Origin of the sequence: Tenacibaculum gallaicum (assembly GCF_003387615.1) — a bacterium.
Lineage (GTDB): Bacteria > Bacteroidota > Bacteroidia > Flavobacteriales > Flavobacteriaceae > Polaribacter > Polaribacter gallaicus.
Window position 1 is genome coordinate 155606 of sequence record NZ_QUNS01000003.1, and the last position, 20703, is coordinate 176308.

19 protein-coding genes are annotated in these 20703 nt (G+C 31.7%); 4 read left to right on the forward strand and 15 right to left on the reverse strand.

What is annotated here, in order from left to right; all coding sequences use genetic code 11:
• Positions 1-1305, forward strand: a complete 1305-nt coding sequence (locus C7448_RS07665) for a serine hydrolase domain-containing protein (protein ID WP_115900781.1) — start codon at positions 1-3, stop codon at positions 1303-1305.
• Positions 1306-1461: 156 nt separating this feature from the next.
• Here C7448_RS07665 and C7448_RS07670 read toward each other — a convergent pair whose 3' ends face one another.
• A complete protein-coding gene (locus C7448_RS07670) occupies positions 1462-2643 on the reverse strand; it encodes a THUMP domain-containing class I SAM-dependent RNA methyltransferase (protein WP_115900782.1) in 1182 nt (393 codons plus the stop codon).
• A 113-nt stretch (positions 2644-2756) separates the two neighbouring features.
• On the opposite strand from C7448_RS07670, the gene C7448_RS07675 reads away from it, so the two are divergent.
• Positions 2757-3485 (forward strand): class I SAM-dependent methyltransferase, encoded by a 729-nt coding sequence (locus C7448_RS07675; protein ID WP_115900783.1) that lies wholly within the window; start codon positions 2757-2759, stop codon positions 3483-3485.
• Positions 3482-4171, forward strand: a complete 690-nt coding sequence (locus tag C7448_RS07680; RefSeq protein ID WP_115900784.1) for a ZIP family metal transporter — start codon at positions 3482-3484, stop codon at positions 4169-4171. The genes C7448_RS07675 and C7448_RS07680 overlap by 4 nt, the downstream gene beginning before the upstream one ends.
• Here the strand turns inward: C7448_RS07680 and C7448_RS07685 are convergent.
• The 4 genes from C7448_RS07685 to C7448_RS07700 all read right to left on the reverse strand — a co-directional run bounded on the left by C7448_RS07685 (position 4139) and on the right by C7448_RS07700 (position 7430).
• Positions 4139-4507, reverse strand: a complete 369-nt coding sequence (locus tag C7448_RS07685) for a cupin domain-containing protein (RefSeq protein ID WP_115900785.1) — start codon at positions 4505-4507, stop codon at positions 4139-4141. The two genes, C7448_RS07680 and C7448_RS07685, sit on opposite strands and share 33 nt — an antisense overlap.
• A gap of 192 nt (positions 4508-4699) precedes the next feature.
• Positions 4700-5242, reverse strand: coding sequence for a hypothetical protein (locus C7448_RS07690; protein ID WP_115900786.1), 543 nt, complete (start codon positions 5240-5242; stop codon positions 4700-4702).
• A gap of 65 nt (positions 5243-5307) precedes the next feature.
• Positions 5308-5868 carry a hypothetical protein gene (locus tag C7448_RS07695; RefSeq protein ID WP_115900787.1) on the reverse strand — a complete coding sequence of 187 codons (561 nt, stop codon included), beginning with the start codon at positions 5866-5868 and terminating at the stop codon, positions 5308-5310.
• Positions 5869-5909: 41 nt separating this feature from the next.
• Positions 5910-7430 (reverse strand): helicase HerA-like domain-containing protein, encoded by a 1521-nt coding sequence (locus C7448_RS07700; RefSeq protein ID WP_115900788.1) that lies wholly within the window; start codon positions 7428-7430, stop codon positions 5910-5912.
• An 86-nt stretch (positions 7431-7516) separates the two neighbouring features.
• On the opposite strand from C7448_RS07700, the gene C7448_RS07705 reads away from it, so the two are divergent.
• Positions 7517-8149, forward strand: a complete 633-nt coding sequence (locus C7448_RS07705) for a 7-carboxy-7-deazaguanine synthase QueE (RefSeq protein WP_170137015.1) — start codon at positions 7517-7519, stop codon at positions 8147-8149.
• A gap of 51 nt (positions 8150-8200) precedes the next feature.
• Here C7448_RS07705 and C7448_RS07710 read toward each other — a convergent pair whose 3' ends face one another.
• From C7448_RS07710 to tgt, 10 genes are all read right to left on the reverse strand, one after another.
• On the reverse strand, positions 8201-9073 hold the full coding sequence (locus C7448_RS07710; protein WP_115900789.1) for a cation diffusion facilitator family transporter: 873 nt from the start codon (positions 9071-9073) through the stop codon (positions 8201-8203).
• A gap of 325 nt (positions 9074-9398) precedes the next feature.
• The gene (locus C7448_RS07715) at positions 9399-10850 is read right to left on the reverse strand and encodes a TolC family protein (RefSeq protein ID WP_115900790.1); all 1452 of its coding nucleotides are present in this window, start codon (positions 10848-10850) and stop codon (positions 9399-9401) included.
• A complete protein-coding gene (locus tag C7448_RS07720) occupies positions 10840-14088 on the reverse strand; it encodes an efflux RND transporter permease subunit (RefSeq protein WP_115900791.1) in 3249 nt (1082 codons plus the stop codon). The genes C7448_RS07715 and C7448_RS07720 overlap by 11 nt, the downstream gene beginning before the upstream one ends.
• Positions 14089-14112: 24 nt before the next feature.
• The gene (locus C7448_RS07725; protein ID WP_115900792.1) at positions 14113-15195 is read right to left on the reverse strand and encodes an efflux RND transporter periplasmic adaptor subunit; all 1083 of its coding nucleotides are present in this window, start codon (positions 15193-15195) and stop codon (positions 14113-14115) included.
• Between the two features lie 142 nt (positions 15196-15337).
• Complete coding sequence (locus C7448_RS07730; protein ID WP_115900793.1) at positions 15338-15763, reverse strand: hypothetical protein; 426 nt, start codon at positions 15761-15763, stop codon at positions 15338-15340.
• Between the two features lie 115 nt (positions 15764-15878).
• Complete coding sequence (locus C7448_RS07735) at positions 15879-16460, reverse strand: hypothetical protein (RefSeq protein WP_115900794.1); 582 nt, start codon at positions 16458-16460, stop codon at positions 15879-15881.
• Between the two features lie 62 nt (positions 16461-16522).
• The gene (locus tag C7448_RS07740; protein WP_115900795.1) at positions 16523-17476 is read right to left on the reverse strand and encodes an acetyl-CoA carboxylase carboxyltransferase subunit alpha; all 954 of its coding nucleotides are present in this window, start codon (positions 17474-17476) and stop codon (positions 16523-16525) included.
• 106 nt (positions 17477-17582) lie between these two features.
• A complete protein-coding gene (locus C7448_RS07745; protein ID WP_115900796.1) occupies positions 17583-18482 on the reverse strand; it encodes a DMT family transporter in 900 nt (299 codons plus the stop codon).
• A complete protein-coding gene (locus C7448_RS07750; RefSeq protein ID WP_115900797.1) occupies positions 18469-19554 on the reverse strand; it encodes an LptF/LptG family permease in 1086 nt (361 codons plus the stop codon). The genes C7448_RS07745 and C7448_RS07750 overlap by 14 nt, the downstream gene beginning before the upstream one ends.
• A gap of 1 nt (position 19555) precedes the next feature.
• The gene (gene tgt / locus C7448_RS07755) at positions 19556-20686 is read right to left on the reverse strand and encodes a tRNA guanosine(34) transglycosylase Tgt (RefSeq protein ID WP_115900798.1); all 1131 of its coding nucleotides are present in this window, start codon (positions 20684-20686) and stop codon (positions 19556-19558) included.
• Positions 20687-20703: the final 17 nt, after the last annotated feature.

Genomic DNA, 20703 nt, shown 5'->3' on the forward strand with positions numbered 1-20703 from the left:
ATGAAATACTACACTATTCTACTCATACTAATTACACCATTAGCTTTTGCTCAACAAGAGACAACATTAGAAAGTTACATGGATGCCCAAGCAAGTATTAATAATTTTTCAGGAGCAGTATTAGTTACTAAAAATGACTCCATCTTATTAAAAAAAGCATATGGAACTGCTGATTATGAGTGGGAAATTCCAAATACAATTGACACTAAATTTAGTTTAGCTTCCGTATCAAAACAATTTACAGCTGTTGCCATTATGCAGTTGATCGAAAAAGGTAAAATGTCGCTCGATGATAAACTTATTAAATATTATCCAGATTTTCCTAAAGGAAACCAAATAACAATTAAAATGATGTTAACACATAATGCTGGACTCCAAATGGATTATGATGAGTTATATCTTACAAAAACATCATTAGATAAAGATTCTGTAGCAAATTATATTATGCAAAAACCTTTGTTGTTTAAACCAGGTTCAAATACAGCATACAGTAATATTGGGTATTATTTACTTGCACGTATTATTGAAAAAGTTTCTAATCAATCATATTCAGCATATCTTAAAGTAAATTTATTTGATAAAGCTAAAATGTACAATACAGGTGTAAGTACCAATGATTCAATCGTTTTTAAATCTGCTAAAACCTATTATAAAAAAGATGATACGCTCATAAAAACCCCTTACATAAACTGGAATTTTAATATTGGTCATGATGGTATCTACTCTACTGTAGAAGATTTATACCTCTGGAATAAAGCTCTTTTTAACAGTACAACTATACTAAACGAAGTCTCTAAAAAAAAGGTACTTACCTCATATAATGATCAAAAATTTGGTTTTGGCTTAATGGTAAATCCTTTTTATAATCAAAACCATAAATTAATAGCCCACGATGGAGGATTTTATGGAGCCATGACTTCGTTTAATAAATTTACCAATGATAACATTTTTATTACCGTATTATCTAACAATCAATCCCCTTCATATTTAATCGCTTACGGACTAGCTGCAATTCTTTTCAACAAGTCTGTAGAACTTCCATATAAACATCTACAAGTCAAAATAGACCCCATAATATATGATGATTATATTGGAAAATATAAGGATATCACAATTCTTAAAAAGAATAAAAAACTATACTACGCTAACTATGATACTGAGTTATTGCCAGAATCTGATATGAAGTTTTTTCATTCTAATAACAATAACAGAACAATTGAATTTGTGAAAAATAAACAGGGGAAGGTCTTCCAAATTATAGTTAGGAAAGTAGGTGTAGCAGAGGTAAAAAAGAAAACTAATTAAGTAACTAAATGCTTTCTAAATTTTGATACTATATAAAAAGTTATCAGAAAAGTTTAGAAGTAAACCCTGAGAACTTAAATGAAAAGGAGAAGTTACGCGAATTATTTTTATTAAATAATTAGCACAAACAAAAACTCCGCTTTACAGCGGAGTTTTTTATTCTTCTTCATCAGTAAAAGAAGTATTCTTCTTAGCTTTCTTACTACCTTCATACAACTCGTACTTAACAAAACGACAATCTAAATCGGCGTTTTTAAGCGGAACTCTTTTTGAAGTTCGTAATCCTACATATTTTAATGCTTGAATATCTGACGTAATTAACCACGCAGTTGAGTTTGGATAGTTATTCTTTAAGGTATCCCCTATTTTTCTATAAAATTCTTCTACATCAATATTTAAACGCTCTCCGTAAGGCGGATTGAATAAAATTGTTGTTTTACCAAATACTTCTTTTTTAGAGTTAAAAAAGTTTACATGGTGCACACCTATAAACTCTTCTAAATTCGCATTTATAATATTCTGTTGTGCTTTTCTAACTGCTGATGGGGCCTTATCAAAGCCCATAATTTTAAAATGTGAACTTCGTATTTTCTTTAGCAACGAATCTTGAATAACAAAGTACAAATCTTCGTCATAATCTTTCCAGTTTTCAAAAGCAAAATGCTTGCGGTTAATATTTGCAGGAATTTGATTTGCAATCATTGCTGCTTCAATTAAAATAGTTCCTGAACCACACATCGGATCAATAAAGTTCTCCTCACCTTTATATCCAGAAAGCAATACTAATCCTGCTGCTAATACCTCATTAATAGGCGCAATATTTGTTGCACTACGATATCCACGTTTGTGTAACGAATCACCAGATGAATCTAATGAAATGGTTAACCATTCTTTATGAATATGAATATGAACTTTTACATCTGGATATTTTAAATCTACATTCGGACGCTTTTTATATTTGTGCATAAAATAATCAGCAATGGCATCCTTTGATTTTAAACTGATGTAATGCGAGTTGGTAGTGAAATTATTTGAGTTTACTACAGAACCAATCGCAAACGTTCCATCAACCTCTAAAAAACGTTCCCATTTTACACGCTGAATCGCTTCGTATAAATCTTCTTCATCAAAAATTTTACTACGTTTTATGGGTTTTAAAATACGAATAGCAGTACGCAATGCAATGTTTGCTTTGTACATAAATCCATTATCCCCCTTAAAAGTAACACTTCGTATTCCTTCTTTCACTTCCATTGCTCCTAGTTGACGTAACTCGTCAGCTAAAACTCCTTCTAAACCTGCCATCGTTACGGCAGTCATTTTAAAATCTTTTTCCATGTAACTGTAAAATTTCACTGCAAAAGTACAGCTAATTTTGGGTTGTTGTGAATCTTTTCTACTTTGAATATAAAAAACGTAAGTTTTGCGTATTTTTGCAGACCTTTATAGTTATGAATACAACAACAGATTGGTTTACTTCTTGGTTTAACACACCATACTATCATATTTTATACAAGCATAGAAACGATGCCGATGCGCAATTTTTTATGCGAAATATTACTGCTTTTTTACAACTACCTAAATTGAGTCGTATTGCTGATTTGCCCTGCGGTAAAGGACGTCATGCAGTGTACTTAAACTCGTTAGGTTATGATGTTGTTGGAGGTGATTTAAGCGAAAACAGCATTGAACATGCCAAACAATTTGAAAATGACACACTTCATTTTGAGGTTTGGGACATGCGAAAACCTATTGAAAGTAAATACGATGCGGTGTTTAATCTCTTTACTAGTTTTGGTTATTTTGAAGATGATAACGAGGACATTGCTGTTTTAAGAAGTATTAAAAATGGATTAAAAGAAAACGGAGTATTTGTATTAGACTTTTTAAATGTTGAGAAAGTGAAAAATACGCTAGTAAAAGAAGAAGTAAAAACGATTGACGGCATTGAATTCAATATTAAAAAAGAAATTAAAGATGGGTTTATCTTAAAGCATATTTCTTTTACTGCTGATGGGAAAGCACACTCATACACAGAGCGCGTTAAGTTTTTAACGTTAGAAAAGCTACAACCATATTTTGATAGTGTTGGCTTACAGGTAACACATGTTTTTGGTGATTACAACCTTAATGATTTTAATTCACAATCTTCTGACCGTTTAATTATTGTTGCAAAATGAGTTACTTATTGCTAATTGTTTCTGTTTTAGTAGGTGTTTTATTTGTGTTTACACTAAAACCTAGTAACACCTTCGTTCGCTTATTATTAGCCTTTAGTGGCGCTTATTTACTTTCGGTAACCATCTTACATTTATTACCTGAAGTATATCACCATAGCGATAACACAAAATTAGTTGGTATCTTAATTTTGGTGGGAATCATCATTCAATCAGTATTAGAATCTTTTTCTAAAGGTGCTGAACACGGACATATCCATTTACATTCTGACTCTTCAGAGTTCCCTTGGTTACTATTTATTAGTTTATGTATCCATGCTTTTTCAGAAGGATTACCAATTCATCACGCAGATAATAATTTGTTATGGGCAATTATTGTACATAAAATTCCGATTGCTATTGTTTTAACTACCTTTTTATTACATGCAAAGTATTCGAAAAAAGCAGTATTTTTCTTTTTAACAGTATTTTCATTAATGAGTCCTTTAGGAATTTTAGTATCTAACAAAATTCCTTTAATAGAACAATATCATACAGAAATTACAGCCTTAATAGTTGGTGTGTTTTTACACATTTCAACCATTATTCTTTTTGAAAGCACCGAAAACCATAAATTTAACTACAAAAAGTTTGCAGCTATTATTTTAGGAGTCTTATTAACTATCTTCTCTATGCACCAACCCCACTGAGAAAGCAGGTAAACACACCGCTACATATTCACAAGGTTCGGTAAATGGATTTGAATATTGAATACGTACATTTTTTTCAATTTTGATAGATTGTCCTGCTTCTAGCACTATAATTTCTCCATCAATATTGAATTGCTTTTTTCCTTTGATTATGTAGGTATATTCTTCAAATTCTGGTTTTTGAAAAGGTTCACTCCAACCTGCAGGAGCCATCATGTGTGCTATACTTACTTTTGAATTTCTATCGGTAGCATTTCCAAAATGTTCTTCAATTAATTTTCCATCGGTAGTTGGCACTACAAACGGACTTTTTTGAATGGTATATTTTTTACTCATATTGTTTTATTTACTAGTGTTTCCTGCTTCTCAAATTCATCTTAAATGTCTTTTTGCTTTTTAAGACATAATTCCTTTTTACGAACTTAACTATTTTTTACACCTATACAGCAAGGGTCGCTGATACTACGGCACGAAACTTTAACATCAAGGCATTAGGCTAATAAAAACCTTTTTTTTATGATATCTCTTTTAATTATCCGTTTCAGCTTTCCAAATTGGTGTAAGGCTCCTTTTAGCACTTTTAAACTTATCTGGCATGTTTTTAAAAGGAGTAACAACAAAAGTAAAGCTATCATCTGCACTAAATCTCCAATAATTTCCTTTCAATGCTCCATCTTCTGTTTCAACATTCCAATCAGGAATGTTTATTAAAGAGAACTCTTTTGTTTCTTGGTTAAAATCTAGTGCAAAATCTTTTAGTTCTTTTTCCGAAGGATAATTCAATATAATTTTTGCGTTCAAATTACCGTTATCTGTAACATAAAAAGTACATGATTTTGATGGATAGGTTTCTATTTCTTTCCTCCAGTTTCTTGCTATTATTTTTTTTAATTCTGAGCTAATCTGTAAACTATCTCCTTCTTTTACTATTAGTGCAAATATATTTTCTTGAACAATGGCTATTTTTTGCTCTTTTGGGTTTACTGTAACGGTTGTTTTCTCCGCTCCTATTCTGCTGTTTTCTCCAAAAAAAACTCCCAATACAAAAAACACTATTTTTATTACTTCCATCTTTTAAAATTACATCGCTATTATTAATTAAAAAGCCGAAACATTTGTTTCGGCTTTGAATATTTTTAGTTAAACCAAATGGTAAATGATTTAATCTTTGCTAAATCAGGAATTTGTTCAACGGTTACTTTTTGAGTACTAAATTCTTTTAAACCCAAATCTTCATTATCAATCGTTATTGTTGCGTTTAAGTCGTCAATAAATAACGTTGCTGATGAAAACGATGATTCAACTTTATTTACTTTAGTATTTGCGTTAATTTCTTGAAAAGTAGATTTTATATTGATTCCTGACTTTGTTTTAAAACGATCGTCAAAAACCTCAATACTTTTAATAGTTGATATAGAATCTAATTGTTCTTTTGGAGTAATGGTTAACAAATGTTTACCTCCTTTTTCATATACCAAGTACTTATCATCTTCTTGAAAAAGATTATTTCCTTTAGCTCCTTCACTTAATACTTTAACTACTGAGTCTTGCTTAAATACGTTTTCAATTTCGTTAACAGTTGTTTTAGTAGTTAACTTTCCTACTTTTCCTTTAGCAATTTCAAATTTACTATTACCACATTGGATAAATAATACTGATATTACTGCGATAACTAAAGGTTTCATTAATGTTCTCATTGGTCTTCTTTTATATTTAAAACGTCTATTTCTTCTATTTGTTATTTTAGTACTTTTTTCAAAATCCCAAAAGCTGCTCTAATAAAAGTAGCACTCGTTAATACTTTTACTACTGGGTTCATACGAGTACTTCTACTACCTGTTGAAGATTTTCTTCTCCTCTTTTCTTCTTCCTCTTTACGAGCTTCTTCGGTTTTCTCTTCGTTGATTTTTTCAATCTTCTCGTTTAGCATTTCGTATGCACTCTCTCTGTCTAAGGCATCGTTGTATTTCGGAATTAATCTCGAATTGTCTAAAACTTGCTTAATTTCCTTCTCTGTTAATACGTCCATTCTACTCATTGGTGCACGTAACATTGTTCGCGCTAACGGAGTTGGAATTCCTTTTTCATTTAAAACAGAAATCAACGCCTCTCCTATCCCTAACTGTGTTAATACTTCTTTAGTATCATAATATTCAGAATCTGGATAATTTTCGGCTGCTAATTTAATTGCTTTTCTATCTTTTGCCGTAAATGCACGTAAAGCATGTTGAACTTTCATTCCTAACTGAGCCAATACATCTTCTGGAACATCTTTTGGATTTTGTGTAACGAAATACAATCCTATTCCTTTTGAACGGATTAACTTTACAATGCTCTCTATTTGACTTAACAAGGCTTTTGAAGCTTCATCAAATACTAAATGAGCTTCATCTATAAAAATGATTAATTCTGGTCTACCGCTATCTCCTTGCTCTGGAAAAGTTTCATATACCTCAGCTAGTAACTGTAACATAAAGGTTGAAAACAACTTTGGCCTATCTTGAATATCTGTTAAACGTAGTACAGAAATAACTCCACGTCCGTTTTCATCTATTCGAGTTAAATCGTCAACATCAAACGATTTTTCTCCGAAGAATAAATCACCTCCTTGTTGCTCAATTTCAATAATTTTTCTAAGGATTGCTCCAGTACTTGCGGTAGAAATTCGTCCGTATTCTTTTTTAATCTCTTCTTTCCCTTCATTGGTTATATATTGAAGGATTTTCTTGAAGTCTTTTAAGTCTAATAAAGGTAATTGGTTATCATCACAATATTTAAAAATAATCGCTACAATTCCTGATTGTGTTTCAGTTAAATCTAATATACGCGATAATAATACTGGTCCAAATTCAGAAACGGTAGCACGCAAACGCACTCCATTTTGTTCTGAAATTGATAAGATTTCTATTGGAAATTTTGTAGGCGTAAATGGTATTCCTATTTTTTCGTGACGCTCATCAATCTTTGCATGTCCAGGACTTGGTTTCGCCAACCCACTTAAGTCTCCTTTTACATCCATCAACAACACAGGAATTCCTTTTTCTGACATGTTTTCCGCCAGTACTTGTAAGGTTTTTGTTTTACCTGTTCCTGTTGCTCCAGCTATTAATCCGTGACGGTTTAATGTTTTTAAAGGAATATTTACATGGGCATTAGTTACTGTTTCTTCTCCTAACATTCCTGCTCCTAGTGTAATAAACTCTCCTTTTGGTGTATAGCCTTCTTTGATGTAATTGAAAAACGCTTCGGTTTTACTCATTATTCTTGACCTTTTTTGTGATAAAAACACGTAAAAGTAACAAAAATCATTCATTAATTTTTAATGTTGCCTATCTTTGCACCCTTATGTTGAAAAAAGAAGTACAAGAATTAATTAATACAGGAGAAATGCTTCCGTTAATGGAAGAATTTTACACGATTCAGGGAGAAGGAGCACACACTGGTACTGCTGCTTATTTTATTCGTATTGGTGGTTGCGATGTAGGTTGCCATTGGTGTGATGTAAAAGAAAGCTGGGATGCTAATCTGCATCCACCTACAAAAACGGATATTATTGTTGAAAATGCGAAGAAATATGCCGAAACTGTGGTAATTACAGGTGGAGAACCTTTAATGTGGAGTTTGGATTATATTACACAACAACTTCAAGAAAAAGGTATTAAAACACATATTGAAACTTCTGGAGCGTATGATTTTTCAGGGGTTTGGGACTGGTTTTGTTTGTCTCCTAAAAAAAACAAATTACCTTTAGAACGTGCTTACCAAGAAGCAGACGAATTGAAAATGATTATTCATAATAAAAATGATTTTCAGTTTGCAGAAGAACAAGCTGCTAAAGTTGGTAAAAAATGTACGTTATTTTTACAACCAGAATGGAGTAAAAAGGAAAAAATGACTCCACAAATTGTTGATTATGTGATGGAACATCCACAATGGAAAATATCCTTACAAACACACAAGTATTTAAATATACCATAAACAAAAAGTAACCTTACTTCGACTACGCTCAGTAACCTAAAGGTTGCTTTTTTAATATTCATTAGGCTCTATATGAATTAAAACATGCCCTAAATCTGGGAGTTTTTCTCTTAAATGGTCTTTTAATTTATGAGCAATATCGTGTCCTTCTTTTACTGTAATGGTACTATCAACAATGGCATGTAAATCTACATGATATTTCATTCCTGCTTTACGCACAAAACATTTTTCTGTTCCTAAAACACCTGCTACTTCCATCGATTTTCCTCTTATTTCTTCTATCAAATCATCATATACATGTTCATCCATTATCTCTCCCAGCGCTGGTCTAAAAATCAGATAACTATTATATAGAATAAAGAACGAAGCTAATAAAGCTGCCCAATCATCAGCTGTTTCATAGCCTTCTTTAAAAATAAGTGCTATCGAAATTCCTATAAATGCCATTACAGAAGTAATCGCATCACTTCTATGGTGCCACGCATCTGCTTTTAAGGAAGAACTATTAGTTTCTTTACTCTTTCTTATAACCACTTGAAAAGATATTTCTTTCCAAATAATAATTGCTCCTAAAACGAGTAACGTCCATGGTTTAGGAGTTTTGTGTGGTGTTTGAATATTCTGTATACTTTCATAGGCTATAACTGTAGCTGAAGTTACCAAAAAGGCTACTACTACAAAGGTGATTAAAGGTTCTATTTTTCCATGTCCGTATGGGTGGTTCTTATCAGCAGGTCTTTTCGCATACTTTAACCCTAATAACACTAAAAGAGAAGAAAAAATATCGGTAGTAGATTCAATTGCATCTGCTATTAATGCGTATGAGTTCCCAAAAACACCTGCTACCCCTTTAATAACTGCTAAACCTGTATTACTAAGAATACTAAAATAGGTTGTTTTTATAGCTAACTCTTCTTTACTCATTGAATTATAATATTACAATTTCTTTTTATGAGGTAATACGAAGGTACTTGAAAAGTATTGAAAAATCCCAGGTTATACAATAGAAAATCTATTACCAAAAGAAAATACTGCAAAACCAAACACTTCATTTTATTTTTCAATTTAACCATAGCAAAACTATACTGAAATTGAGAAAATAATTGCTTTTATTACGTTTTCTTCTCTCATAACGAAGTTCTATGGTATAATCTGGAATAAAAAAGACTCGCCAGTTAGCGAGTCTTTTGGATAGTTAATAAAAACTACCTCTTTAACAACAATTAATATTTAATAACGAATGAAAAAATTAATTCCAGCCTCCTCCTAAGGCTTTATATACTTTTACGTTTGCTAATAATTGATCTCTTTTAGTTTCTATAATTTCAATTTTAGATTCTAATGCTTCTCTTTGCGTTAACAACACTTCTGTATATTCTGCCCTTGCCGATTTAAACAAACGAATAGAAAGATCTATAGATTCGTTTAATGCTTCAACTTGTTGCTTTTTTAAATCGTAACTACTTTTTAAGTTATCTATTTTCGAAAGCTCATTCGCTACTTCTAAATACGCATTTAAAATAGCTCTTTCGTATTCATAAACAGCTTGTAATTGTTTATTATTGGCTGTTTTATAGGTTGCTTTTATAGCATTTCTATTGATTAAAGGTCCTACGATATCTCCTGCTAAAGAATAGACTAACGATTCTGGTGTTGATGTTAAAAACTTAGGTTTAAATGCTTGTAACCCTACTCCTGCTTTTATACCGATTGATGGATAAAAATTAGCTCGTGCTATTTTAGTATTTAGTTTGGCTGCTGCTAATTCATATTCAGCTCTCCTTAAGTCGGGTCTGTTTTGTAACAGTTGTGAAGGGATTCCTGCTTTAATTCCTTCTATGGACTTATCAATAAAATTATCTGAATTTCTTTCTATAGGCTGCGGATACCTTCCTACTAAAAAATTAATTTTATTTTCAGTCTCTACTATCTCTTGTTGAAGTTCATACAAATGACTCTGATTTTTAAGCACACTTGCTTCAAACCTACGTACTGCTAATTCGGTAGTTCTTGCTGCTTGCTTTTGAAGCTTTACCATTTGTAATGCATTTTTTTGAATTTCTAAGTTCTGTGAAACCATTGACAACTCATTATCTAACGCTAACAACTCATAATATGAATTTGCAATTTCTGAAACTAAATTAGTTACCATAAAGTTTTTTCCTTCAACTGAAGCAAAGTATTCAAGTACTGCAGCTTTCTTTTCATTACGTAATTTCTTCCAAACATCTAACTCCCATGAAGCAGAAAGTCCTATGGAAAAATCAGTTAATGGTTCTGGGAATTTTTCACCTTCTCTAATATGTAAGTTCTCTTCTACTGCTCCATTTCTTGTATACTTTCCAACTTTCTCTACTTCAGCACCAGCATACATATTTACAAACGGTAAATACTCTCCTTTCTTTGCTTTGATGTTATTTTTTGAAATAGCTACCTGTTGTAACATTATGTTCAACTCTTGATTGTTTGATAAAGCTGTATCTATCAAAGAAATTAAAGGTGAGTCTGAAAAAAAGTCACGCCATTTAATAGTAGCTGTATTTAATGAATCTGCAGGTTGGTTCTTAAAATTCTCTGGTACCGCCTTATTTTCTTCTCTTACTACTTGATTTGATACACAAGAGCACAAAACTAAGAGGGCAAGCACACTTAAAAAGTGTGCTTTTTTTATTACAAATAAACTTCTTTGTTTAGTTTTCATTGTTTTCTCTTTTAATTATTTTCTTTAGAAGTTTTTTAAGCTCTGCTATTTTAGCTTTTGTTTTACTTCCTTCAACTTCATTTACTCTTATAAACTCTTCAGAAACTGGTTCGTTAGCCTCGTCTTTTATTAAACTTCTTCCATCACTCATTTTAGCAAATATATAGTAGAGTCCTGGTATAATTAAAACTCCGAAGATTGTTCCTATTAACATTCCTCCTAAAGCTGATCCTCCAATAGTTCTATTACCAATAGCTCCTGCTCCGTGAGCTATAACTAGAGGTATTAGTCCTGCTATAAATGCAAATGAAGTCATTAAAATTGGTCTGAACCGTTCTTTAGCACCTTCAATAGCTGCTTCAAAAATTGTAGCTCCTTGACTTCGTTTTAATACGGCAAATTCTACAATTAATACCGCATTTTTTCCTAAGAGACCAACCAACATAATAATCCCTATTTGTGCATATACATCATTTGCTAAGCCCATTAATTTTAAAAGGGTAAATGAACCATACACTCCTACTGGAAGCGATAAAATTACAGCTAATGGTAGTATAAAACTTTCGTACTGCGCTGCTAGTACAAAGTATACAAAGGCTAATACAATGATGAAAATATACACTGATTCATTTCCTCTTCTTGCTTCATCATAGGTAAGTCCTTCCCAAGCAATATCATACCCTCTAGGGAGTTCTTTCGCTGCTACTTCTTTAATCGCATTAATAGCATCTCCACTTGTATATCCTCGTGCTGGTAACCCTCTAATAGCCGCTGAATTATATAAATTGTACCGTGTTATCTCATTAGGTCCTAGTTTTTTCTCTAAACTCATAAAAGCTGAATAAGGCACCATTTCTCCCTCTTCATTTTTAACATATAGTTTTTCTAAGTCTGAAGGAATTCTTCTGTATTCTGGTGCTGCTTGTGTATATACTTTAAAGAATCTACCAAAACGGATAAAACCTTGTTCATAGGTACTACCTATTAAAATGTTTAGGTTTTCCATGGCTTTACCAATGGTCACTCCTTTTTGCATCGCTTTTTTATTGTCGATTTTTAATTCGTACTGCGGATAGTTTGCAGAGTAAAAAGTAAATAATCCAGTAAGCTCTTTTCGTTTTGATAACGATTCCATAAACTTATTATTAATACGTTCAAACTCGTGGTAGTCTGTTGAATTTGTTTTATCTAATAAACGCATTGAGAACCCTCCTGAAGATCCAAAACCTGGTACTGCTGGTGGTTCAAAATATTCTATAACCGCTCCTAAGTCTTTAGTTTCTTCTTCTAGTTCTTCCATGATTTCGTGAACTGAATGATGACGTTCTGACCATGGTTTCAAGTTAATTAAACAAGTTCCTGCGTTAGAACCTCTACCTTCAGTCATAATTTCATATCCTGCTAAAGATGAAACCGACTCTACTCCCTCAGTTTCTTCACAAATCTGTTGTAGTTTTCTCGCTACTTCATTTGTACGTTCTAAGGTAGCACCAGGTGGTGTTTGAATAATTGCATAAATCATTCCTTGGTCTTCACTAGGAATAAAACCTGCTGGTAATGTTTTATTGGTAATAAATATTCCTGCACAAAAAGCTAGTAATACTCCAAAGGTTAACATTCTTCGTGCTACAATTTTGTTTAACACTTTTACATATCTTCCAGTAAGCTTTTCAAATCCTTTGTTAAACCAATCAATAAATTTATCTACAATTGATTTTTTTCTTTCTTTTCCGTGGTTGTTCTTTAACATCATTGCACACAATACTGGTGTTAATGTTAATGCTACCACTGCTGAAATAATGATAGAACCCGCCATTGTTATAGAGAACTGTCTGTAGAAAACTCCTACGGGTCCTGTCATAAAAGAAATTGGTACAAATACAGAAACCATAACCAGCGTAATTGCTAAAATAGCTCCTCCTATTTCTCCTAATGCTGCCTTAGATGCTTGGTAAGGTGTAAGGTGTTCTTTCTCCATTTTTAAATGGACAGCTTCTACAACCACAATAGCATCATCTACTACAATACCTATCGCTAATACTAATGCAAATAAGGTGATTAAGTTTATTGAAAGCCCAAAAAGCTGCATAATAAAGAAAGCTCCGATTAAGGATACTGGTACTGTTATAATTGGAATTAACGTTGATCGTAAGTCTCCTAAAAATAGAAATACTACTATTGCTACTAAAATAAAAGCATCTCTAAGTGTGTGTATTACTTGTTCTATTGAGGCATCTAAAAAGTTAGAAACATCATAACTAATTTTAAAATCAATACCAGGTGGTAAATCTTCTTTTAATTCTTTTAGTTTTTCTTTTACCAATGCTATTACATCACTACCGTTACTTCCAAAGGTTTGTTTTAAAACGATTGATGCTGATGGATGTCCATCTAAGTTTGAGTAAATATCGAAGAATTCACTCCCTAATTTTACTTCGGCAACATCTTTTAATTTTAAAATTTCTCCTTCTTTATTTGCTCGAATAATAATGTCTTTATACTGATCTGGTTCGTTATACCTGTTTTGATAGGTCAGTACATATTCTAACGATTGTGATGTGATTCCCGAACTTCTTCCTAATCTTCCTGGTCTTGCCAAAATACTTTGATCTTCCATTGCTTCTAAAATTTCTTCCGCAGAAATATTATAAGCTCTCATTCGGTCTGGTTTTAACCAAACTCTCATTGCATATTTTCTACTTCCTAATATTTTAGCACTAGCAATACCGTTGATACGTTGAATTTCTGGTATCATTTTGGTGTATGCATAATTGTATAGAAACTTTTCATCGTTATGTTTCTCTTTACTAAAAAGGTTCACATACATTAACATACTTGGTTGTACTGGAGTTATAATTACACCTTCTCGCTGTACTAACTCAGGTAATAAAGGCATTACTTGATCTACCCTTGTTTTTACCCTTACTACCGCTTGGTTGGGATCTGTACCTGGTTCAAAAATTACACGTAAGGTTCCTTCTCCTGCACTTGTAGCATCGGAAGCGATATAACGCATTCCTTGTACTCCATTGATAGCTGTTTCTAGAGGAATTAATGTTGAGTTTACCAATACATCTGCACTTGAACCCGGGTACGCTATAAATATGTTTACTGTGGTTGGTGCAATTTGTGGAAACTGTGATATTGGGAGTTGTTTTATTGATAACAACCCTGTAAAAACAACTATTATCGAAATAACAATTGCTAGTACTGGTCTTTTTATAAATTGACTAAACATGTTTTGTTGAATTTTAGTTTTTGATTACTCTGCATATAAGTCTAAACTAGACATTACAGCATTTGGCTCTTTAAACTCAACATGTATCTTTTGTTGGTCTTTTACCATACGGATTCCTTCTAACAATATTTTATCGTTTTCTGTAAGTCCTTTTTCTACTATAAATAAGTGTGGTAATTCTGCTTCTACAGTAATTTCTCGTTGTTTTACTGTATTGATTTTATCTACTACAAAAACATATTTTTTATCTAATACTTCAAAAGTGGCTTTTTGTGGAATTATTAAGGCTCCTTCGTATGGAACTTTCATTAAAATACTTCCTGTTTCTCCGTGTCTTAAAATTCCATCTGGATTTGGGAAAGTTGCTCTAAAGGCAATATTTCCTGTTTCATTGTTAAACTCTCCTTCAATCGTCTCTACTATTCCTTTTTGATTGAATGGTTTGTTATTTGCCATTAAAAGTGTTACTTCTTTTTTCTTGTCTTTATCTTGACTCATTATGTAGTCTAGATATTCTGTTTCTGGTACATTAAAATATACCCACATTTTACTATTGTCTGATAATGTTGTTAGGAGTTCTCCTTCATCTAACAAACTTCCTTTTCTAACATGTAAGTGATCCATTATACCGTTAAAAGGTGCCTTAATACTTGTAAAACCTAGGTGTGTTTGTGCTAGCATTACTTCAGCTTTTGCTTTTTCGTAGTTTGCTTTTGCTAAGGCTAATTCGTTTTTAGAAACTACGTTTCCATCTGCTAATAACTGTGTATTTTTATATTCTATTTCAGCTGCTTTTGCTTCTGCTTTTGCTTTTTGTAAGTCTGCTTTGTAAACATTTGGTGAAATTTGAAACATACGTTGCCCTTTTTTCACATGCTGTCCTTCATCAACAAATACTTTCTTTAGATATCCTTTTTCTAATGCCCTTACTTCTATGTGCTGAATAGCATGTATTTGACTTACATAATCTTTGGTTATTGATGTATCTTTTTTAATGGGATTGGTTACAAGGAATTTGGTTTCTGGGTGTTTAGATTCCCTTTTTGATTCGCAGCTAATATGAATTAATAGCGCAAATAGGCTCATGAAAATGAAGCTTTTTTTCATTTTTGTATGTATTTGTAAAGTTAGAGTGAGTGTGTAACCATTGAAAACCAATGGTTATTCTAAAAATTTAATTAAATTCTTATGTGTAAGTATATAAAGTAAACTAAATGATGAATTTAGACTTACTTTAAAAGGAAAGGTATCAAATTATAAAAATTTGAAATTTTACATGTAGTTTTAAAATTGAGCTAAAAGTGTACTCTTTAAAGCGTTGTGTTTTTTCTTTTACTACACAAAACTGACTCTCAAAAAACTGCGCATGTAAAATGGCTGATAAGTAACTTCCGAATTTTGACAAACTTTCATCTACTTCATTTTCATCTTGAGTTTTGTCCTCAACTTCGCTGATTTCAAAATAATTCTCTCTTTCAGAATCTTGATGATGTTCGCCAAAAATATAATTACTGGTATGTTGAGTAATAGACTGTGTCTCTGTTTTTACTTTTACAGATTTAAAAGTAGCTACTGAAATTGTTGTATCAAAAGTCTTTTGGTCTGCATACGATGTAGACCAGCCTTTTAACAAAAGGATTAATAAAAAAAGATATTTATTAAATGTATTACTCATTTCGACCGGCAAAATTATATATATATATTCATTTGACAAACAAATAGTGCTACAAAATATTTATAAAACAAAAAAACTCGCCAAATGGCGAGTTTTTAATACTATAACTTTATCATTAATCTCCACAAAATATATTGTAGTTTTTAACTAGTTTCTCTCTAGAATATTTTCTATATTCATTTGACTCTATCAAATCAAAAATAACATCACAATCTTTAAAGTAATTTTGAATACTTCTTTTCATAGTTCTGTTGTATAGAGTTGCTATTTCTTCATTATCTCTTTTTATAAATAAATCTATATTTTCTCTAACACCTAGAAAACTATTTCCAAAGTCTTCATCGTTCAAATTATTTAATCTATAAACTTTAAAAAACCTTTTTCTTTCATATAAAGTAATCTTTCCTTTTAAAACAACTCTTAATAGTTCTGGTTCCTTCTTTATTTTGGTATATATGTACTCATATTCTTCTTCTTTTTCAAAACCATAAAATATAATACCCCTAACTATTAAGTTATCCCAAACATCTGGTTTTTCATCTAAAGATATTCTAAACTTAATTTTATTATCTTTAGTAATAACTCCATAACCTTCTAATACATCTCCATCTAAAAATATTAAACTTGCCTTTTGAGTTTGACTAATTATATTACTGGTAAAGATTATACATCCAATAAATATTAATATCTTTTTCATATTTATAAAAAAACTCGCTTCATTAGTTAATGAAGCGAGTAGTTTTTTTCTTGTAAAAAATTTTATTCTTTATATACTCCCATGTTAGCGTACTTATCCATACGTTGAGCTATTAAGTCATTATCTTGTATATCTTTGAGCTCTTTGTAAGCCTTTATAATTTGTTCTTGTACAGCTTTAAAAGCCCCATCACGATCAGAGTGTGCTCCTCCTAATGGTTCTTGAATGATATCGTCTACTATTTTTAGTTTCATACCATCTTCAGCAGTTAATTTTAATGCTTCTGCTGCTCTTTCTTTTTCTGACCAACTACGCCATAAAATTGAAGAACAGTTTTCTGGTGAGATAACTGAGTACCAAGAGTTTTCTAACATGTATACTCTATCTCCTACACCTATTCCTAAAGCTCCTCCTGATGCTCCTTCACCAATAATTATTGTGATAATTGGAGTCTTTAAACGAGTCATTTCAAAAATATTACGAGCAATCGCTTCTCCTTGTCCACGCTCTTCAGCTTCTAATCCTGGGTAAGCTCCTGGAGTATCTACAAAAGTTACTACTGGAATTCCAAACTTTTCAGCCATGCGCATTAAACGTAATGCTTTACGATATCCTTCTGGATTAGCCATACCAAAATTACGGTACTGACGTGTTTTGGTGTTATATCCTTTTTGTTGACCTATAAACATAAATGATTGATCTCCAATTTTACCTAATCCACCAATCATTGCTTTGTCATCTTTTACACTACGATCACCATGTAACTCCATAAAAGTATCTCCACAAAGTGCTTTAATGTAATCTAATGTGTAAGGACGATTTGGATGACGAGATAATTGTACTCGTTGCCATGCAGTTAAATTCTTGTATATATCTTTTTTAGCTTTCTCTAATTTTTTTTCAATTTTCTTACATGTAGCTGTTACATCTACATCGCTTTCTTTTCCTATATCAAAACATTTTGCCAACTGATCTTCTAGTTCCTTTATTGGCATTTCAAAATCTAAATATTCCATTGTATTCTTGTATATAGTTTGATTTTCTAATTTTATAGTTAGTTGTTTGTAAAGGCAAACATACTAAAAAATTGTACAGTTTACCTTGATCGCTTTTCTTAAAATACTATTTTTTTATAATTTTATTTTTTATGGAAGACGCATTTTTAAGTACTCCGTTTAGTACTACTACTATTAAGACAATACATGCTCCATAATAAAATTCTGGATTCATTTGTTCTTTCTCTCCAAATATTAGTAACGCTAAAACAATAGCATATATAGGCTCTAAATTAATCGTAAGCATTACTGTATAAGGTGTTAGATACTTCATTACCTTCACAGATGCAATAAATGCATAGGCTGTACAAACACTACTTAAAATTAATAAATATACCCAATCAGTTACTTGTAATTGGAAAAACGCTAATGAAAACTTCTGTGTAAACAATAAATATATAGTTACTCCTAATACTCCAAATAATAGTTGGTAAAACGAAATAGTATTGGCTTCATGTTTTTTTATAAACACCCCATTTAATACTGAAAACAAGGCTGATAAAAAGGCTGATATTAGCGCATAAATAATTCCTAACGTATACTGACTTTCAAAATTGAAAATAATGTATAAACCTACGATTACTAGCAAGCCTAAGACTATTTCAATTAGTTTTATTCTTCTTTTAAAGAAAAAAGGTTCTATGAATGAAGCGAAAAAAGCTCCTGTGCTCATCATTACCAAAGCTACTGAAACATTTGATACTTTTATTGCTTTGAAAAAAGTTATCCAATGTACCGCTATAATTACTCCTGAAACAGCAAACTTAACTAATGCCTTTTTTTCTACCTTAAATGATTTCTTCTTTATTACAAAATACAAGGCAATAAAAACTACTGCTAATAACATTCTGTACCAAACTAGTGGAACTGCATCAATTGATATTAATGCTCCTAATATTGCTGTAAACCCCCAAATAAAAACGATTAAGTGTAAGAGTAGGTAGTTTTTTAATTTATCTCCTTGCATTGAAATATAAATAAACCGCGTATAAACCAAATACTATATTAGGTACCCAAACATTTAACAAAGCGTTTGCTCCTGCTACTGCCCCTAATACTTCTGCTACTTTTAAAAAGAAAACATAAACAAACATAACGCTTATACCTATTGCTAAATTTGCTCCAATGCCTCCTCTAGTTTTTCTATATGCCAATCCTACCGCTATCAATGTTAAGATATAACTAGCAACTGGTAAACTTGTTCTTTTATACAATTCTACTAGGTATGCATTTAAATTTTTTATACCTCTCTTTCTAGACACTTCAATAAACTTAACCAATTCGGGAGAGTTCATTTCTTGTGCCATAATATTCTTGTAATTAAAATCTTCTGGTGTAAATGTAAATGTGGTATCTAAACTTCTTCCTGAAAAAATACTATCTCTTTCTTTAAAAATTTTCCGCTTTTTCCAAGTATACAGTTTAAATGTACTGTCTTTTTCATTCCAGTTAATATTATCTGCTGTAAGCTTACTTTTTAATTTAATTCCGTCATATAGGTCTACTGAGAAATTGTAACCTGAATTTCTTTTTAAATCAAAATTTTGGATATACACATAAGTACTATCATTCAATTGTAAACTAAACTCGCGAATGGAAGTATCTGCATACTTTTTTTTCTTTAAATACTTCTTTTCAAAAGCTTTCCTTGTTTTACTACTTGAAGGTACAAAAAAGTGATTCATTGAGAGTGCTATTGCACAAACTATAGTTGCTCCTATAAAATATGGATATAAAAATCGTGTAAATGATACTTGAGAACTATTAATTGCTACAATTTCTGTATTACTTGCTAGCTTAGAAGTAAATAATATAACTGCTATAAATAATGCTAATGGCATAAAAGTATTAGCATAGTAAATAATAAAGTTTTTATAGTAATCGTTAACTATTTCAAACAGTGTTAAGTTTTCTTCTCGTAAAAACTTATCAACTTTTTCGGCAATATCAATAGCTACCGCAATTGGTATTAAAATAAGTAGCGTAAACAAAAAAGTTACCAAGTAACGTTTTAATATGTACCAATCTAGTATTTTCAAATTACAAACGTTTATCCATTTGTTTTACCATTTTGTCTTTCCATTCAGCAAAATCTCCTGCTATAATGTGTTTACGCGCTTCGCGGGTTAACCATAAATAAAATCCTAAATTGTGAATCGAGGCTATTTGTTTTCCTAACATTTCTCTTGAAGCGAAAAGGTGACGTAAGTACGCTTTAGAGTACATGGTGTCTACCCAAGTAATTCCCATTTCATCAATTGGAGAGAAATCTTTTTCCCATTTTTTATTCTTGATGTTAATGCTTCCGTGTGCTGTAAACAACATTCCGTTTCTTGCGTTACGTGTAGGCATTACACAATCGAACATATCAACTCCTAATGCTATATTTTCTAGAATGTTAATTGGTGTACCAACTCCCATTAAATAGCGTGGCTTATCTTCAGGTAATATTGCTGTAACTACTTCAGTCATCGCATACATTTCTTCTGCAGGCTCTCCTACTGATAATCCTCCAATAGCATTTCCTTCTGCTCCTGAATTTGCTATATATTCTGCTGATTGTTTACGTAAATCTTTGTATGTACTTCCTTGTACAATTGGAAATAAAGACTGACTGTATCCGTATTTTGGTGGTGTCTTTTCAAAGTGTTTTATACAACGATCTAACCAGCGATGTGTCATATGCATAGATCGCTTTGCATAATTATAATCACAAGGGTACGGTGTACATTCGTCAAAAGCCATAATTATATCTGCCCCGATGGTACGTTGTGTTTCCATTACATTTTCTGGTGTAAAAAAATGCGTAGAACCGTCAATATGACTTTTAAATTTAACTCCCTCTTCATTAATTTTTCTTCTCCCTGATAAAGAATACACTTGGTATCCTCCACTATCAGTTAAAATATTACGGTCCCAATTCATAAACTTGTGTAAACCTCCTGCGGCTTCTAAAGTTTCTAATTTTGGGCGTAAGTATAAGTGATACGTATTTCCTAAAATAATATCAGGGTTGATTTCGTCTTTTAATTCTGATTGATGTACTCCTTTTACTGTAGCTACAGTACCTACAGGCATAAATATTGGAGTTTCTATGGTTCCGTGATCAGTGGTAATAACACCTGCTCGTGCTTTACTTTTTGGATCTGTTATTTTTAAGTCAAATTGCATAAGTCGCAAAGATACAC

Bases quoted from the DNA above. Each gene is read 5' to 3' on its own strand.
- C7448_RS07680 (WP_115900784.1), top strand. From the start codon at position 3,482: ATGAGTTACTTATTGCTAATTGTTTCTGTTTTAGTAGGTGTTTTATTT.
- C7448_RS07725 (WP_115900792.1), bottom strand. From the start codon at position 15,195: ATGAAAAAAAGCTTCATTTTCATGAGCCTATTTGCGCTATTAATTCAT.
- C7448_RS07685 (WP_115900785.1), bottom strand. From the start codon at position 4,507: ATGAGTAAAAAATATACCATTCAAAAAAGTCCGTTTGTAGTGCCAACT.
- C7448_RS07740 (WP_115900795.1), bottom strand. From the start codon at position 17,476: ATGGAATATTTAGATTTTGAAATGCCAATAAAGGAACTAGAAGATCAG.
- C7448_RS07695 (WP_115900787.1), bottom strand. From the start codon at position 5,868: ATGAGAACATTAATGAAACCTTTAGTTATCGCAGTAATATCAGTATTA.
- C7448_RS07730 (WP_115900793.1), bottom strand. From the start codon at position 15,763: ATGAGTAATACATTTAATAAATATCTTTTTTTATTAATCCTTTTGTTA.
- C7448_RS07735 (WP_115900794.1), bottom strand. From the start codon at position 16,460: ATGAAAAAGATATTAATATTTATTGGATGTATAATCTTTACCAGTAAT.
- tgt (WP_115900798.1), bottom strand. From the start codon at position 20,686: ATGCAATTTGACTTAAAAATAACAGATCCAAAAAGTAAAGCACGAGCA.
- C7448_RS07705 (WP_170137015.1), top strand. From the start codon at position 7,517: ATGTTGAAAAAAGAAGTACAAGAATTAATTAATACAGGAGAAATGCTT.
- C7448_RS07665 (WP_115900781.1), top strand. From the start codon at position 1: ATGAAATACTACACTATTCTACTCATACTAATTACACCATTAGCTTTT.
- C7448_RS07670 (WP_115900782.1), bottom strand. From the start codon at position 2,643: ATGGAAAAAGATTTTAAAATGACTGCCGTAACGATGGCAGGTTTAGAA.
- C7448_RS07715 (WP_115900790.1), bottom strand. From the start codon at position 10,850: ATGAAAACTAAACAAAGAAGTTTATTTGTAATAAAAAAAGCACACTTT.
- C7448_RS07710 (WP_115900789.1), bottom strand. From the start codon at position 9,073: ATGAGTAAAGAAGAGTTAGCTATAAAAACAACCTATTTTAGTATTCTT.
- C7448_RS07675 (WP_115900783.1), top strand. From the start codon at position 2,757: ATGAATACAACAACAGATTGGTTTACTTCTTGGTTTAACACACCATAC.
- C7448_RS07700 (WP_115900788.1), bottom strand. From the start codon at position 7,430: ATGAGTAAAACCGAAGCGTTTTTCAATTACATCAAAGAAGGCTATACA.
- C7448_RS07720 (WP_115900791.1), bottom strand. From the start codon at position 14,088: ATGTTTAGTCAATTTATAAAAAGACCAGTACTAGCAATTGTTATTTCG.
- C7448_RS07690 (WP_115900786.1), bottom strand. From the start codon at position 5,242: ATGGAAGTAATAAAAATAGTGTTTTTTGTATTGGGAGTTTTTTTTGGA.
- C7448_RS07745 (WP_115900796.1), bottom strand. From the start codon at position 18,482: ATGCAAGGAGATAAATTAAAAAACTACCTACTCTTACACTTAATCGTT.